Annotated in this window: 11 protein-coding genes; 3 read left to right on the forward strand and 8 right to left on the reverse strand. The window is 72.5% G+C overall.

The window, feature by feature from the left end:
* Positions 1–70: 70 nt before the first annotated feature.
* The gene (locus QMG39_RS16510; RefSeq protein ID WP_281886891.1) at positions 71–454 is read left to right on the forward strand and encodes a DUF4870 domain-containing protein; all 384 of its coding nucleotides are present in this window, start codon (positions 71–73) and stop codon (positions 452–454) included.
* 15 nt (positions 455–469) lie between these two features.
* Here QMG39_RS16510 and hemW read toward each other — a convergent pair whose 3' ends face one another.
* The 3 genes from hemW to lepA are packed head-to-tail and all read right to left on the reverse strand — an operon-like array spanning position 470 to position 4,201.
* A complete protein-coding gene (hemW, locus tag QMG39_RS16515; RefSeq protein WP_281886892.1) occupies positions 470–1,696 on the reverse strand; it encodes a radical SAM family heme chaperone HemW in 1,227 nt (408 codons plus the stop codon).
* A 5-nt stretch (positions 1,697–1,701) separates the two neighbouring features.
* Positions 1,702–2,349 (reverse strand): DUF1990 domain-containing protein, encoded by a 648-nt coding sequence (locus tag QMG39_RS16520; protein ID WP_281886894.1) that lies wholly within the window; start codon positions 2,347–2,349, stop codon positions 1,702–1,704.
* Positions 2,350–2,353: 4 nt separating this feature from the next.
* Entirely contained in the window at positions 2,354–4,201 is a 1,848-nt protein-coding gene (gene lepA, locus QMG39_RS16525; protein WP_281886896.1) for a translation elongation factor 4, read from the reverse strand.
* Between the two features lie 181 nt (positions 4,202–4,382).
* On the opposite strand from lepA, the gene rpsT reads away from it, so the two are divergent.
* A complete protein-coding gene (gene rpsT, locus QMG39_RS16530) occupies positions 4,383–4,643 on the forward strand; it encodes a 30S ribosomal protein S20 (RefSeq protein WP_281886898.1) in 261 nt (86 codons plus the stop codon).
* 145 nt (positions 4,644–4,788) lie between these two features.
* On the opposite strand, the gene holA is transcribed toward rpsT, so the two are convergent.
* The 3 genes from holA to QMG39_RS16545 all read right to left on the reverse strand — a co-directional run bounded on the left by holA (position 4,789) and on the right by QMG39_RS16545 (position 9,193).
* Positions 4,789–5,814, reverse strand: a complete 1,026-nt coding sequence (gene holA / locus QMG39_RS16535) for a DNA polymerase III subunit delta (protein ID WP_373878337.1) — start codon at positions 5,812–5,814, stop codon at positions 4,789–4,791.
* Positions 5,815–6,029: 215 nt separating this feature from the next.
* On the reverse strand, positions 6,030–8,564 hold the full coding sequence (locus tag QMG39_RS16540) for a ComEC/Rec2 family competence protein (protein ID WP_281886900.1): 2,535 nt from the start codon (positions 8,562–8,564) through the stop codon (positions 6,030–6,032).
* Positions 8,561–9,193: a helix-hairpin-helix domain-containing protein gene (locus tag QMG39_RS16545; RefSeq protein ID WP_281886902.1), complete on the reverse strand. Its 633-nt coding sequence runs from the start codon at positions 9,191–9,193 to the stop codon at positions 8,561–8,563. Before QMG39_RS16545 ends, QMG39_RS16540 begins: the two co-directional genes overlap by 4 nt.
* Positions 9,194–9,312: 119 nt before the next feature.
* Here QMG39_RS16545 and QMG39_RS16550 point away from each other — a divergent pair, with 119 nt between their 5' ends.
* The gene (locus tag QMG39_RS16550; protein ID WP_281886904.1) at positions 9,313–9,990 is read left to right on the forward strand and encodes a hypothetical protein; all 678 of its coding nucleotides are present in this window, start codon (positions 9,313–9,315) and stop codon (positions 9,988–9,990) included.
* A gap of 24 nt (positions 9,991–10,014) precedes the next feature.
* Here QMG39_RS16550 and leuS read toward each other — a convergent pair whose 3' ends face one another.
* Both leuS and pabB read right to left on the reverse strand, forming a co-directional pair.
* Positions 10,015–12,597 carry a leucine--tRNA ligase gene (leuS, locus tag QMG39_RS16555; RefSeq protein WP_373878338.1) on the reverse strand — a complete coding sequence of 861 codons (2,583 nt, stop codon included), beginning with the start codon at positions 12,595–12,597 and terminating at the stop codon, positions 10,015–10,017.
* A 103-nt stretch (positions 12,598–12,700) separates the two neighbouring features.
* Positions 12,701–14,125, reverse strand: coding sequence for an aminodeoxychorismate synthase component I (gene pabB / locus QMG39_RS16560; protein ID WP_281886907.1), 1,425 nt, complete (start codon positions 14,123–14,125; stop codon positions 12,701–12,703).
* Positions 14,126–14,135 lie beyond the last annotated feature (10 nt).

The following is a 14,135-nucleotide window of genomic DNA, read 5'->3' on the forward strand; positions in this document are numbered from 1 at the left end:
ACACCCTGTCGCCCGGCGCGGCGCTGTGCCAGCATTGAGCCACCCGTCCGAGTACCGCAGAGGAGCATGCATGTCCGAGTCCACCCCTCCGCCTCCGCCCGAGGAGCCCGCAGCCGGCACCGGCGCGGCCCTGAGCCCCGCTGACCAGCGGCTCTGGGCGACGCTGATCCACATCGGCGGCATCTTCTTCGGCTTCATCCCCGCCCTGGTCGGCTACCTCGTGCTGCGCGACAAGGGCCAGTTCGTGCGCGACCACACCGCGACCGCGCTGAACTTCCAGATCACCATGACGATCGCGGCGATCATCGGCTCCATCCTGATCATCGTGGTCGTCGGAATCCTGATCGTCATCGCCGTGTACGTGCTGATCCTCGTCTTCAGCATCATCGCGGCCGTCGCGGCGAACAAGGGCCAGCCCTACACCTACCCGCTGTCGATCAAGTTCGTCAGCTGAGCGGGCCTCGCGGCCTCAGGCGTCGGTGATCCGGCGCACGACGGCATCCGCAAGAAGCCGCCCTCGCACGGTGAGCACCAGCTCGCCCGCGAGGGCGGCTTTCGCGTCCACGAGGCCGTCGGCGATGAGGCCGGCGACCTCGCGACGGCCGTCCACGGTGAGGGTCGCGACCGGGATGCCCTCGGCGATCCGCGATCGCAGCAGCACCCGCTCGGTCTCGCGCGCGCCGGCGTCGAGCACCTCGCGCCCCGCGGCCGGCGAGACCCCGCTCGCGATGCGCTGGGCGTAGGCGGCCGGGTGCTTCACGTTCCACCAGCGCACGCCGCCGACGTGGCTGTGCGCACCGGGGCCCACGCCCCACCAGTCGTCGCCGCGCCAGTAGCCGAGGTTGTGGCGCGAGCGGTGCGCGGCATCGTCAGCCCAGTTGCTCACCTCGTACCAGGAGTACCCCGCGGCCGACAGTCGCTCCTCGGCCAGCTCGTACATGTCGGCCTGCAGGTCGTCCGAGACGGTGCCCACCTCGCCGCGGCGGATCTGCCGGGCGAGCTTCGTGCCCTCCTCGACGATGAGCGCGTAGGCGCTCACGTGGTCGGGCGCCTCGGCGATCACCGTCTCGAGGCTGCGCTCCCAGTCGCCGAGCGACTCCCCCGGCGTGCCGTAGATGAGGTCGAGGCTGACGTCGAGCCGGGCCTCGCGCGCCCAGCGCACCACGCGCGGCACGTTCGCCGGGTCGTGCGTGCGCTCGAGGGTCGCGAGCACGTGCGGCACGGCCGACTGCATGCCGAAGGACACGCGCGTGAATCCGCCCTCGCGCAGCTTGGCGAGGTAGGCGGCGTCGACCGAGTCGGGGTTCGCCTCGGTCGTGATCTCGGCGCCTGGGGCGAGCCCGTGCGTGCGGCGCACGGCGTCGAGCATCGCCACGAGGTCGTCGGCAGGGAGCATGGTCGGCGTGCCGCCGCCGAAGAACACGGTCGCGGTCTCGCGTGACGGCACCCCCGACACCTCGAGCACACGAGCGGATGCCTCGATCTCCTCGATCGCCTGGCCGGCGTAGTCCGTGCGACGCACGCCCCGGAGCTCCTCCGCGGTGTACGTGTTGAAGTCGCAGTAGCCGCAGCGCACGCGGCAGAACGGCACGTGCACGTACACGCCGAACGCGCGATCGGCCGCGCCCTCGGCCGCGGAGCCGGGGAGCAGCCCGTCGTCGGGTGCCGGTTCGCCGACCGGCAGCGGGCCGGCCACGCCGGCTAGACCGCCCCGACGGGGTGCAGCGCCACGAGTTCCTCGCGCACGATCTGCTTGCGCTGGCTCTTGACCACGCCGGCGAAGATGCGGCTCCAGGTGCCGGCAGGCCGGTGGAACGCGCGGATCGTGAGCCACACGGTGTCGTCCTCGCGGTGCTCGATCACGAACGACTCCTCGCCGCTCATCGGGGCACCCGAGACCGTGCCGTACGCGAACCCGACGCGATCGGGCTCGTCGACGACGTAGACGACGAGCATCTGCGCGCGGAACCTGGGCAGGCCGCGACGCCGGGCGATGGTGGCGGTCATGCCCGCGGCGACATACGGGGTGCCGTCGGCGGCGAAGTGCCGCTCACCCCGGTCGCCGGGCTGCTGCTCGAGCGGAACGCCCTCGTCGTCGTAGACGATGCCGAGGTACTGCTCGCCCGTGCCCTCCTGCACGTCGCTCACCTGCAGGTGCGCACCTCGCTGGATTCCCCACGTCATGAGCGCCTCGACCGACCGGTCGAAGCGGTCCTGGCCGCTGCCGAGCTTGATCGTGTGCTGGGCGGGCTTGAACCCCTCGGGCGGGTAGCGCATGAGGTCGGGGTCGGTCGTGGCCCCGATCGCCCCGTAGTCGACCGACTGCTCGGTGAAGCTCTGCCGTCGCATCCGCCTACTTCTTCTGCTCGGTCTCGCCCGAGAGCGCGGCGATGAACGCCTCCTGGGGCACCTCCACGCGGCCGACCATCTTCATGCGCTTCTTGCCCTCCTTCTGCTTCTCGAGGAGCTTGCGCTTGCGGGTGATGTCGCCGCCGTAGCACTTGGCGAGCACGTCCTTGCGGATCGCGCGGATGTTCTCGCGGGCGATGATGCGCGCGCCGATGGCCGCCTGGATCGGCACCTCGAACTGCTGCCGCGGGATGAGCTCACGCAGACGCCCGGTCATCAGGGTGCCGTACGCGTACGCCTTGTCGCGGTGCACGATGGCGCTGAACGCGTCAACCTGGTCGCCCTGCAGCAGGATGTCGACCTTCACGAGGTCGGCCGCCTGGTCGCCCATGGGCTCGTAGTCGAGGCTCGCGTAGCCGGCGGTCTTCGACTTCAGCTGGTCGAAGAAGTCGAACACGATCTCGCCGAGCGGCATGCTGTAGCGCAGTTCGACGCGGTCCTCGCCGAGGTATTCCATGCCGAGCAGGTTGCCGCGGCGGCTCTGGCAGAGCTCCATGATCGTGCCGACGTAGTCCTTCGGCGCGAGGATCGCGGCGCGCACGACGGGCTCGCGCACCTCGGCGACCTTCACGCCGGTCGGGAACTCGCTCGGGTTCGTGACCTCCATGTTGCGGCCGTCCTCGGTGGTGACCTCGTAGACCACCGACGGGGCGGTCGCGATGAGGTCGAGGCCGAACTCGCGGCGCAGGCGCTCGGAGATGATCTCGAGGTGGAGGAGCCCGAGGAACCCGCAGCGGAACCCGAAGCCCAGTGCGACTGAGGTCTCGGGCTCGTACACCAGCGCGGCATCCGAGAGCTTCAGCTTGTCGAGGGCCTCGCGCAGCTCGGGGTAGTCGCTGCCGTCGAGGGGGTACAGCCCCGAGAACACCATGGGCTTCGGGTCGGTGTAGCCGGGCAGGGGCTCGGATGCCGGCTTGACGGACGTGGTCACGGTGTCGCCGACGCGCGACTGGCGCACGTCCTTCACGCCCGTGATGAGGTAGCCGACCTCGCCGACGCCGAGGCCCTTGGACGGCTTCGGCTCGGGGGCGCTCACGCCGATCTCGAGCAGTTCGTGGGTCGCCTTGGTCGACATCATCTGGATGCGCTCTCGCGGCGAGAGCCGCCCGTCGATCATGCGGATGTAGGTGACGACGCCGCGGTAGGCGTCGTAGACCGAGTCGAAGATCATCGCGCGGGCGGGCGCGTCGGCGTCGCCCACCGGGGCCGGCATGAGCTCGACGACGCGGTCGAGCAACTCCTCGACGCCCTCGCCGGTCTTTCCCGAGACGCGCAGCACGTCGTCGGGCGAGCCGCCGATGAGGTCGGCGAGCTCGCGCGCGTACTTGTCGGGCTCGGCCGCGGGCAGGTCGATCTTGTTCAGCACCGGGATGATCGTGAGGTCGTTCTCGAGCGCGAGGTAGAGGTTCGCGAGCGTCTGCGCCTCGATGCCCTGCGCGGCGTCGACCAGCAGGATCGCGCCCTCGCACGCGGCGAGCGAGCGGGAGACCTCGTAGGTGAAGTCGACGTGCCCCGGGGTGTCGATCATGTTCAGCGCGTACGCGTCGCCGTCGACCTCCCACGGCATGCGCACGGCCTGGCTCTTGATGGTGATGCCGCGCTCGCGCTCGATGTCCATGCGGTCGAGGTACTGCGCGCGCATGTCGCGGTCGCTGACGACGCCGGTGATCTGCAGCATGCGGTCGGCGAGGGTCGACTTGCCGTGGTCGATGTGCGCGATGATGCAGAAGTTGCGGATGCGCGCCGGATCGGTGGCAGCAGGCGTCGGAGGGTGTACGGCTCGAGGGGACATCGTGCTCGATTCTCCCATGCTGGAGCGGCACGCCGACACGCGTCCGGCATTGGCGTCTCGCAGGCGGTACTGGTATCGTTGCCTGTTGGCTTGCGTGTGGGTCCCACCCCGCACGAATCGCCGCGAGGTGCCCTCCCACCGAACGGCTCCATCCGATCGAATCAACGAAAGCGAACCCTCCGTGGCAAACATCAAGTCGCAGATCAAGCGCAACAAGACCAACCAGAAGGCGCACGAGCGCAACAAGGCCGTCAAGAGCTCGGTGAAGACCGCCGTCCGCCAGGCCCGCGAGGCCATCGCCTCGGGCGACAAGGACAAGGCCGTCGAGGCCGTGCGCGTCGCCAACCGCAAGCTCGACAAGGCTGCCGGCAAGGGCGTCATCCACAAGAACCAGGCCGCGAACCGCAAGTCGGCCATCGCGAAGCAGGCCGCCGCGCTGTAAGTCGCGCCGCAACGCTCTCGAGACGGGGCTCCACCGCACGGTGGGGCCCCGTTTCGCGTCTGTCGGGGACCTGCCTGCGGGGTTCTTCCCTGCCGTCGGCGGCAGGGGCGAGCGGATGCCCCGGCGAGCCTGAGCGGATGCCCCGTCAGCGACCTCGCCGCGCGATGACGCCGACGAGCTGCTCGAGCGCGAACACCGGGTCGCGGCCGGCGCCCTTCACGTTCGCGTCGGCCGTCGCCAGCGCCTGGATCGCGACGCCGAGGCCCGCGTCGTCCCAGCCGGACAGGTCGCGCCTGGCGCGGTCGACCTGCCACGGCGCGAGGCCGAGCTCCTTGGCGAGCTGGCCGGAGCTGCCGCGCGTGCCCGAGACCTTCGCCATGGTGCGGAGCTTCACTGCGACGGCCGCGACCATGGGCACCGGGTCGGCGCCCGACTGCAACGCCTGGCGCAGCGCGCGCAGCGCCTCGCCGTGGCGCCCGGCGATCGCCTGGTCGGCCACGACGAACGCCGTCGTCTCGACGCGCCCGCCGTAATAGCGCGCGACGGTCTGCTCGGTGATCTCCCCGGTCTCGTCGGCCATGAGCTGGCGGCAGGCGGCCGCGAGCTCGGCGAGGTCGTCGGCGAACGCGGAGACGATCGCGCGCACCGCGCCGGGGGTCGCGTGCCGCTTCTCGGCGCGGAACTCCAGCGCGGCGAACTCGTAGCGGTCGGAGTCGCGCTTGATCTCGGCGCAGACGATCTCGATGCCGCCGCCTGTGCCGCCGCGGATCGCCTCGAGCAGCTTCCGCGCCCTGGCGCCGCCGCCGTGCCGCAGCACGAGGGTCGTGTCGTCGGCGGGCGCCTCGAGGTACTCGAGCGCGTCGGCGAGGAAGTCGTCGCTGCACTTCTCGACCGCCTCGACCCGGATGAGCCGCGGCTCGCCGAACAGCGACGGGCTCGCGAGCGTGAGCAGTTCGCCTCGACTGGCGGATGCGGCGTCGACGTCGGTCACCTCGAGCGACGCGTCGGCGGCCCGGAGGTCGTCGCGGAGCCGGCGCATGGCCCGGTCGGCGAGGAAGCTCTCGGGCCCGGTCACGAGCACGACGGGCGCGGGGCGCATCTCGTGCCAGTCGAGCTGCGGAATCGCGACCTTCGCCTTGGCGGTTCGTGCCGGTCGGGCGGTGCGGGCCACGCGATTCCTCCTCGTCGCGACCCGCCGTTCGGGTCGGCGCCGAGTCTACCGGCGACCGCCCACGCACGAGCCGGCCCGACGCGTCCGACCGTGTGCGTCCCGGTCGGTCCGCGCCCGGCCCGCTCAGGGCTCGCGTCGCGGCATGCGCTCCATGCGGAACCGGATGCCGCCGACCACCATGAGCAGGCCCCCGAGGGCGATCGCGATCACGCCGATCACGAAGTTCGACCCGACGAGGAAGGCGGCCGCGACGAACGCGAACGCCGAGCCGACGAAGTACCAGACCGACATCCCGGCGGGCGGACGGGGCGTCGGGGTTGTCTCGGCCATCGGCGGCTCCAGTCCTGTCGAAACGCACTGCCCACTCGCGGCCCGCCGTGCGGGTCAGGGCCGAGTCTATCCGCGACCCTGCCGGGCGGCCCAGCACGCGCGGCAGCGTCGTCTCGCGCGCCGCGCTCGACCCAGACCCGCGGCCCGTCGTCGTGCTGCGCCACGAGCACCAGGCCCGACTCGTCGGTGCGCACGGGCAGGCCACCCCCGGCGCGCACGACGTCGAGGGCGCGGTCGGTCGGATGCCCGTAGCCGTTGTCCGCACCCACGCAGACGAGTCCCACGCGAGCGCCGAGTCGCTCGTACACGCCGTCGAACTGGTCGGCCGAACCGTGGTGCGCGACCTTCACGACGTCGACCCGCGGCAGCCCGCCCGACGCCATCGCGCGCTGGGCGTGCTCGCCGAGGTCGCCGAGGAACGCCGTGCGCAGGCCACCGGCGTCGACCAGCAGCGCGACGCTCGCGTCGTTGCCGCCGGCCGCGCCCGCGCGCGGCCACCGCACGCTCCAGCGGATGCCACCGACGGAACCTGCGTCGCCGACCGAGACGCGCTCGACCTCGGTGCCGCCCAGCGGCGCGAGTGCGGCCGCCTCGCGCGGGTCGTCGGCTTCGGCGACGACGACGAGCCCGACCCGCCCGGCCAGAGCCTCGGTCGCGCCGACGTGGTCGGCGTCGAAGTGCGAGAGCACGAGCACGTCGACGTGGTCGATGCGCAGCGCCCCGAGGCATCCGCTCAGTGCCTGTCGGTCGGGCCCGGTGTCGACCAGCATGATCGCGCCGCCCGCGCGCACGAGCACGGCGTCGCCCTGACCGACGTCGCACGCGGCCAGCACCCAGTCGGCAGGTCGGTTCGCGGTGCGCAAGCCATCGGCGGCCCAGCCCCAGCCCGCCCACGCGCCGACGAGCACCACGAGCATCGCGGCAGCCGCCGTGCGCACCCGTCGACGGGCGACGAGCCACGCGAGCACGATCGCCAGCACGCCGACGGTGACGAGCACCACCCCGAGCGCTCCGGGCGGCACGGCGGCGGTCGCACCGGGCAGCACGGCGGTCGCGCGCGCGAGCGCCGCGATCCAGGCGGCGGGCAGCCACGCGACCCACAGCAGCGCGTGCGCGACCCCGGGCAGCACCGGCAGCACGAGGCACGCGAGCAGGCCCACGACCGTCGCGACGGGGGCCGCGGGCGCGGCGAGGAGGTTCGCCGCGACGCCGAACACGGGCACGGCGGGCTCGAGCAGCGTGAGCACCGGCTGGCACGCGAGCTGGGCGGCGACCGAGAGTGCGAGCGCCTCCGCGAGCGGCACGGGCATCACGCGCCGGAGCCGCTGCGCGATCGGCGGCGCGAGCAGCAGCAGCCCGGCGGTGGCGAGCACCGAGAGCGCGAAGCCCGCATCGCGCGCGTACCAGGGGTCGATCGTGAGCAGCCCGACCACTGCCGAGGCGAGCGCGGGCACGCCGCCTCCCCCGCGACCGAGCGCGAGGGCGACCAGCACGACGGCGGCCATGGTGGCAGCGCGCACGACGCTCGCCTCCGGGGTGACGAGCGCGACGAACGCCAGCAGTGCCGTGCCCGCGACGACCAGCCGAGTGCGCCGGCCGAGTCCCGCGAGCGAGGCCGCCGCGAGGCCCGCGGCCGTCACGATCGCGCAGTTCGCCCCGGACACGGCCGTGAGGTGGCTCAGCGAGCTCGCCTTCATGGCCGCGTCGAGGTCGTCGCCGACCGCCGTGGTGTCGCCGACGGCGAGTCCGGGCACGAGCGCACCCCCGTCGCCCGGAAGCGTCGCGGCGGCGGCAGCGGCGAAGTTCGCGCCGAGCTCCCCCGCCCATGCGGACCACGCCGGGAGGTGCACGACCTCCGGCGCGCTCGCGGCGCGCACGAGCAGCACGGCACGATCGCCCGCCTCCGCGGGTCGGGCCGAGGCGACCGCGATCCGCACGTGCGCGCCGAACACGGGCTTCGGCTCCGCCGCGGGCGCGGTCACGCGCACGGGAACGGCGAGGCCGGTGATCGGGGCGCCGTCGGCCGGATGCACCGCCACGACCGTTGCCGAGAACCGCACCTGCGCCTCTCCGTCGAAGGTCGGGAATGCGGAGCCGGCCCGACCATCGACGCGCACCTGCCAGGTCGAACCGGGCGCGGCGTCGAGCGGCGCCGAGCGGCGAGCGTCGGCGATCGCGATCGATGCCGCGACGAGCCCGACCACGGCGGCTCCGACCGCGGTCGCCGCGATCGCACCACTCGCTCGGCCCGAGCGACCGCGGAGCACGGCTGCGAGCAGCAATGCTCCCGCAAGCACCCAGCCGATGGCCGCTGCCCACCACGCGGCACCCGGCACGCCCGCGAGCACGACTGCGGCGATCCATCCCGCGACCGCCGGCAGCGCGAGCCGCAGGTCGACACGCGTGCGGTGCTCGGTCACGGGACGACCAGTTCGCGCAGGCGCCCCAGGGTGACCTCCCCGATGCCCGCGACCTCGCGCAACTGCTCGACGTCGCTGAACCCGCCGTTCGCGGCGCGCCAGTCGATGATGCGCTGCGCGAGCGCCGGGCCGATTCCGGGCAGCGTCTCGAGCGTCGCCTGGTCAGCCGTACTGAGCCGCACCCGCCCGTCGCCCGAGACGCCCGGTGGCGCTGCATCGGCGGCCTCCCCCACGACCGGCACGACGAGCTGCTCGCCATCGGCGACCGGCCGCGCGAGGTTCACCGCATCGGCCGCCGCGTCCTCCGCCAGCCCGCCGGCAGCGGCGATCGCGTCGACCACGCGCGCCCCCTGCGCGAGTTGCACGAGCCCAGGCCGACGCACGGCACCCGCCACGTGCACGAGCAGCACCGGCTCCTCGAGCACGACGCTGGACTCGGTCGCGGGCGCGGGCCCATCCGCGGGCGCCTCGACCGTCCCCCCGCCGCCCGACCAGGCCGACAGCAGCGCCGCCCCCGCGAGCGACCCCAGGAACAGCACCACGGCCGCCCCCACGCCGATGCGCAGGCGCGGCCGGCGCGCGCTCGGCGCGAGGTCCGCGCCGGGGTCGTCGGAGTCGGACTCGGGCACGCTCGCACGCTAGGCGCGCACGAGCGCGCACCCAGGAGCATCCGTCGCCTCAACCATTCCTCGCCCAACGAGCGTCGATGTGGAGGAGTCGGCACTTCCCTTCGTACGACATCATCCGCATGCTGGATACCGTGCCCATGACGCCGACGCTCGCGATGCTTCCAAGTACCCCAGGCACCCGATTGCTGATCGAACTTGCCTCCTACGCCGAAGACCTGTCAGAGGCGGGCGAGGCGCTCGAGTTGGCGTTCGAGGCCGGTCCCGGCTCATCCTGCTGGCTCCCGCTCACCAACGCTGCGGTCGTCGCGTACATGCGCGCCTTCGGTCGGTCCGATGCACGGGGAGATCTCGCCGCGCACATCGAGCTGCCTGAGGATCTCCACGAGACCCACGCCATGATCCGCGACTACCGCAACAGGTCCGTGGCGCACTCGCAGTCGGGGCTCTCCATGTCACTCGCGCTGGCACATCTGGGGACGGACGGACGGGTGGCGACCGTCCGGGCCATGACCGTACGGCACGCCCTGCCCGCGCACACAGCGACGCGAGTCGCTGACGCCGTCGAACGGATCGAGGCGATGCTTGCCGAACGCATCCAGACGCTGAGTGACGCGCTCGCAGCCGAGTTCCGGGAAGTGAGTGCGCACACGGTCGCCGCGTGGACGTCCCCCATCATCGAGCACCGACTTGCGGAGCAGTTCTCAGGACGCTCACGCCGAGGAAGCCGACCTCAGTTCACGATGTACTGGGAAACCGAGGACATTTCACCGGCGGATGCGGAAACTCCACACGAATAGCGTGCTCCGGCGCCCCTCCCCGCGCTAGCGCTTCGTGGCGATGTTCACGAGCTTCGGCGCGCGCACGATCACGTTCGCGATCTCGCGGTCGCCGACCGAGCGCTGCACCGCCGCCGAGGCGCGGGCGAGCTTCTCGAGCTCGTCGGTGGCGATCTTCGGCGAGACCTCGAGGCGGTCGCGCACCTTGCCGTCGACCTGCACGACCGCCGTCACCGACTCCTCGACCAGCAGCGACGGGTCGGCCTTGCGCCAGTGCACCAGGGCGACCGTCGGCTCGTAGCCGAGGCGCTCCCACATGTCCTCCGCCGTGTACGGGGCGAACAGGTTCAGCGCCATCGCGGTGACCTCGGCGGCCTCGCGGACCGCCGCGTCGCCCGCGCCGGGACCCGAGTCGATGGTCTTGCGGGTCGCGTTCACCAGCTCCATGAGGCGGGCCACGACGACGTTGAACTTGAAGGCCTCGACCAGCCCCGGGGCATCCGCCAGGAACCGGTGCGTGACACGGCGCAGGGCACGGTCGCCGCTCTTCCACTCGACGTCCGTCGGCGAGGTGACCTCGCCCGAGATGCGCCAGGCGCGGGCGAGGAACTTCGCCGAGCCCACGGGCGACACGTCGGCCCAGTCGATGTCGTCCTCGGGCGGGCCGGCGAACGCGAGCGTGACGCGCAGCGCGTCGGTGCCGTGGTCGCGCAGCTCGCCGGCGAACTCGACCAGGTTGCCCTTCGACTTCGACATCTTCGAGCCGTCCATGATCACCATGCCCTGGTTGAGCAGTGAGGTGAACGGCTCGGTGAAGCTCAGGTACCCGAGGTCGAACAGCACCTTCGTGAGGAAGCGCGAGTACAGCAGGTGCAGGATGGCGTGCTCGACGCCGCCGACGTACTGGTCGACCGGCGCCCACTTCTCCGCCTCGGCGGGGTCGAACGCGCGGTCGTCGTCGTTCGCGTTGAGGAACCGCAGGAAGTACCACGAGCTGTCGACGAACGTGTCCATCGTGTCGGTGTCGCGACGCGCGTCGCCGCCGCAGTTCGGGCAGGCCACGTTCGCCCAGTCGTCGGCCGCGCCCAGCGGGCTCGTGCCCTTGGGGCGCAGGTCCAGGCCCTCGGCGTCGGGCAGGCGCACCGGCAGCTGGTCCTCGGGCACCGGCACCTCGCCGCACTGGGCGCAGTGGATGATCGGGAACGGGGTGCCCCAGTAGCGCTGGCGCGAGATGAGCCAGTCGCGCACGCGGTAGTTCTTCGACGCACGGCCGACGCCCCGCTGCTCGAGCAGGTCGATCACCTTGCGGATCGCGTTGCGCTTGCTCAGCCCGTCGAGCGGACCCGAGTTGATCATGCGGCCGTCGCCCGCCAGCGCCTCGCCGGTGTCGGCGGGGTTCTCCGACGGCGCCTCGTCGGGCAGCATCGGCACGCCGTGTTCGTCGAGCGGGATGACGGGGATCGCCCCGGTGATCGGCGCGTTCGTGTCGACGACCACGCGCACCGGCAGGTCGAAGGCGCGGGCGAAGTCGAGGTCGCGCTGGTCGTGCGCGGGCACGGCCATGATCGCGCCGTGGCCGTAGTCGGCCAGCACGTAGTCGGCGGCCCAGATCGGGAGGCGCTCGCCGTTGACCGGGTTGATCGCGTAGCGACCGAGGAACACGCCGGTCTTCGGGCGCTCGGCGCTCAGGCGGTCGATCTCGGTCTCCGACTGCACCTCGTGCAGGTACGTCTCGAAGCGCTCCTGCACCTCGGGCGAGGCGCCAGCGGCGAGCTCGGCGGCCAGCGCCGAGTCGGGCGCGACGACCATGAAGGTGGCACCGAACAGCGTGTCGGGCCGGGTCGTGAAGACGCTGATGCGCTCTTCACGGCCCTCGATCTCGAACTCGACGTCGGCGCCGGTCGAGCGACCGATCCAGTTGCGCTGCATCGCCAGCACCTTCGACGGCCAGCGGCCCTCGAGCTGGTTCAGGTCGTCGAGCAGGCGGTCGGCGTAGTCGGTGACGCGGAAGTACCACTGCGTCAGCGACTTCTTGGTGACCTCGAAGCCGCAGCGCTCGCAGTGCCCGTCGATGACCTGCTCGTTCGCGAGCACGGTCTGGTCGTTGGGGCACCAGTTGACCTGGCCGTCCTTGCGGTAGGCGATGCCCTGCTCGTAGAGCTTGAGGAACAGCCACTGGTTCCACTTGTAGTACTCGGGGTCGCTCGTGTGCAGCTCGCGCGACCAGTCGAACGACGGCGCGTAGAGGCGGAAGCTGGCCTTCTGCTGCGCGATGTTGTCGTAGGTCCACGGCTTCGGGTCGATGCCGCGCTTGATCGCCGCGTTCTCGGCGGGCAGGCCGAACGAGTCCCAGCCGATGGGGTGCAGCACGTCGAAGCCCTGCTGACGCCAGTAGCGCGCCACCGTGTCGCCGTAGCCGAACGCCTCGGCGTGCCCCATGTGCAGGTCGCCCGACGGGTACGGGAACATGTCGAGCACGTACTTGCGGGGGCGCGTGTCGCCGGGCCGGCCGGCGCGGAACGGGTCGAGCTCGTCCCAGCGCGGCAGCCACTTCTCCTGGATCGCGGCGAAGTCGTACTGGTCGGCGTCGCCGGACTGCTGGTGCGTGGTGTCGTGCTCGTGTGCCACGTGACTCTCATTCATGGGGGGTTCGCTGTGGGGATCGCGGGCGCGCGTGCGCGCGCGGACCCGAGCCCCAAGCCTACCGAAACCTCGCGCCTCGCCCGGTCGCTCACAGCCCGTCGGCGCGCCCGCCCAGCACCGCGAGCAGCGCGCGGGCCTTCAGCCGGGTCTCCTCGACCTCCTCGGCCGGGTGCGAGAGCGTCGTGATGCCGCCGCCCGTGCCGATCGACACGGCGCCCGGCGCGACCACGATCGTGCGGATCACCATCGCGAGATCCGCGCTGCCGTCGACGCCGATGCGCCCGAACGCGCCGGAGTACACGCCACGCGGTCCGCCCTCGAGCGCGTGCAGGATCCGCATCGCGCTCTCCTTCGGCGCCCCGGTCATCGACCCCGCCGGGAAGGCCGCGCGCACGGCGTCGAGGGCGGTGAGCGGATGCCGCAGGCGAGCCGTCACCGTCGACACCAGCTGGTGCACGTGCGGGTACTCCTCCACCGCGAGCAGGCTCGGCACGGCGACCCCGCCGACCTCGGCGACCCGCGCGAGGTCGTTGCGCATGAGGTCGACGATCATGAGGTTCTCGGCGCGCTCCTTCTCGCTCGCGAGCAGCTCCGCGCGCAGCGCCTCGTCGCGCTCCGGATCGGCCGAGCGCGGCCTCGTGCCCTTCATGGGCCTGGTCGACACCGTGCCGTCGGTGCCGACCTCGAGGAACTGCTCGGGCGAGGCGCTGAGCAGCGCGACGCCGGCCAGGCGCAGGAACGCGCCGTGGTGCGTCGGGCTCGAGCGGCGGAGGCGGCGGTACGCCTGGACGGGGTCGACCTCGACGTCGACGTCGACGCGGTTCGTGAGGCACAGCTGGTACGCGTCGCCGCGCGCGATCGCCTCCCGGCAGTCGGCGATCATCCGCTCGTACTCGGCCGCATCGTGGCGCCAGCGCACGGCAGGGGGCACGGATGCCTCCGGCGGAAGCTCGTCCTCGAGCACCGCGTCATGCGTGCCCGGCGCCGTCGCGGGCAGGTGTGCGATCGCCTCCGCGGTCTCGCGCGCCCACGTCTCGCCGGGGGTCGCGTCGCCGGCGGCGCGCTCGCCCGCGGCATCCGCCCCCTCCAGCCACTCGAGCCGCACCCGGCCCAGGGCGTGGTCGAACACCACCACGCGCTCGGCGAACAGGAACGCGGCCTCCGGCGTGGTGGTGGGTGCCGCAGGGAGCCCGAGCGTGCGCGCGCCGAACTCGTAGGCGAACCAGCCGATCCAGCCGACGGGGCTGGGGGCGTCGCGGTGCTCGCGGGCGTCCACCGCACCGTCGGCGAGCGGCTCGCGCAGGCTCGCGTACACGTCGTCGGGCGCGTCGTCGCGGTTCGCGGTGACCGTGCGGTCGTCGCCGGCGCCGATCGCGAGGATGCTCCGGCCCTCCGTGGCATCCGGGCCCGCATCGAGCCACGCGACCCGCTCGGCTGCCGCGCCGAGCGCCAGGAACACGCGCTCGGGGTCGCGCCATCCGGGCAGCGTGAGGCTCCGGATACGGGGTGGCATCCCCTCAGCG

The sequence above is a fragment of the Agromyces rhizosphaerae genome (genome assembly GCF_027925245.1).
GTDB lineage: Bacteria > Actinomycetota > Actinomycetes > Actinomycetales > Microbacteriaceae > Agromyces > Agromyces rhizosphaerae.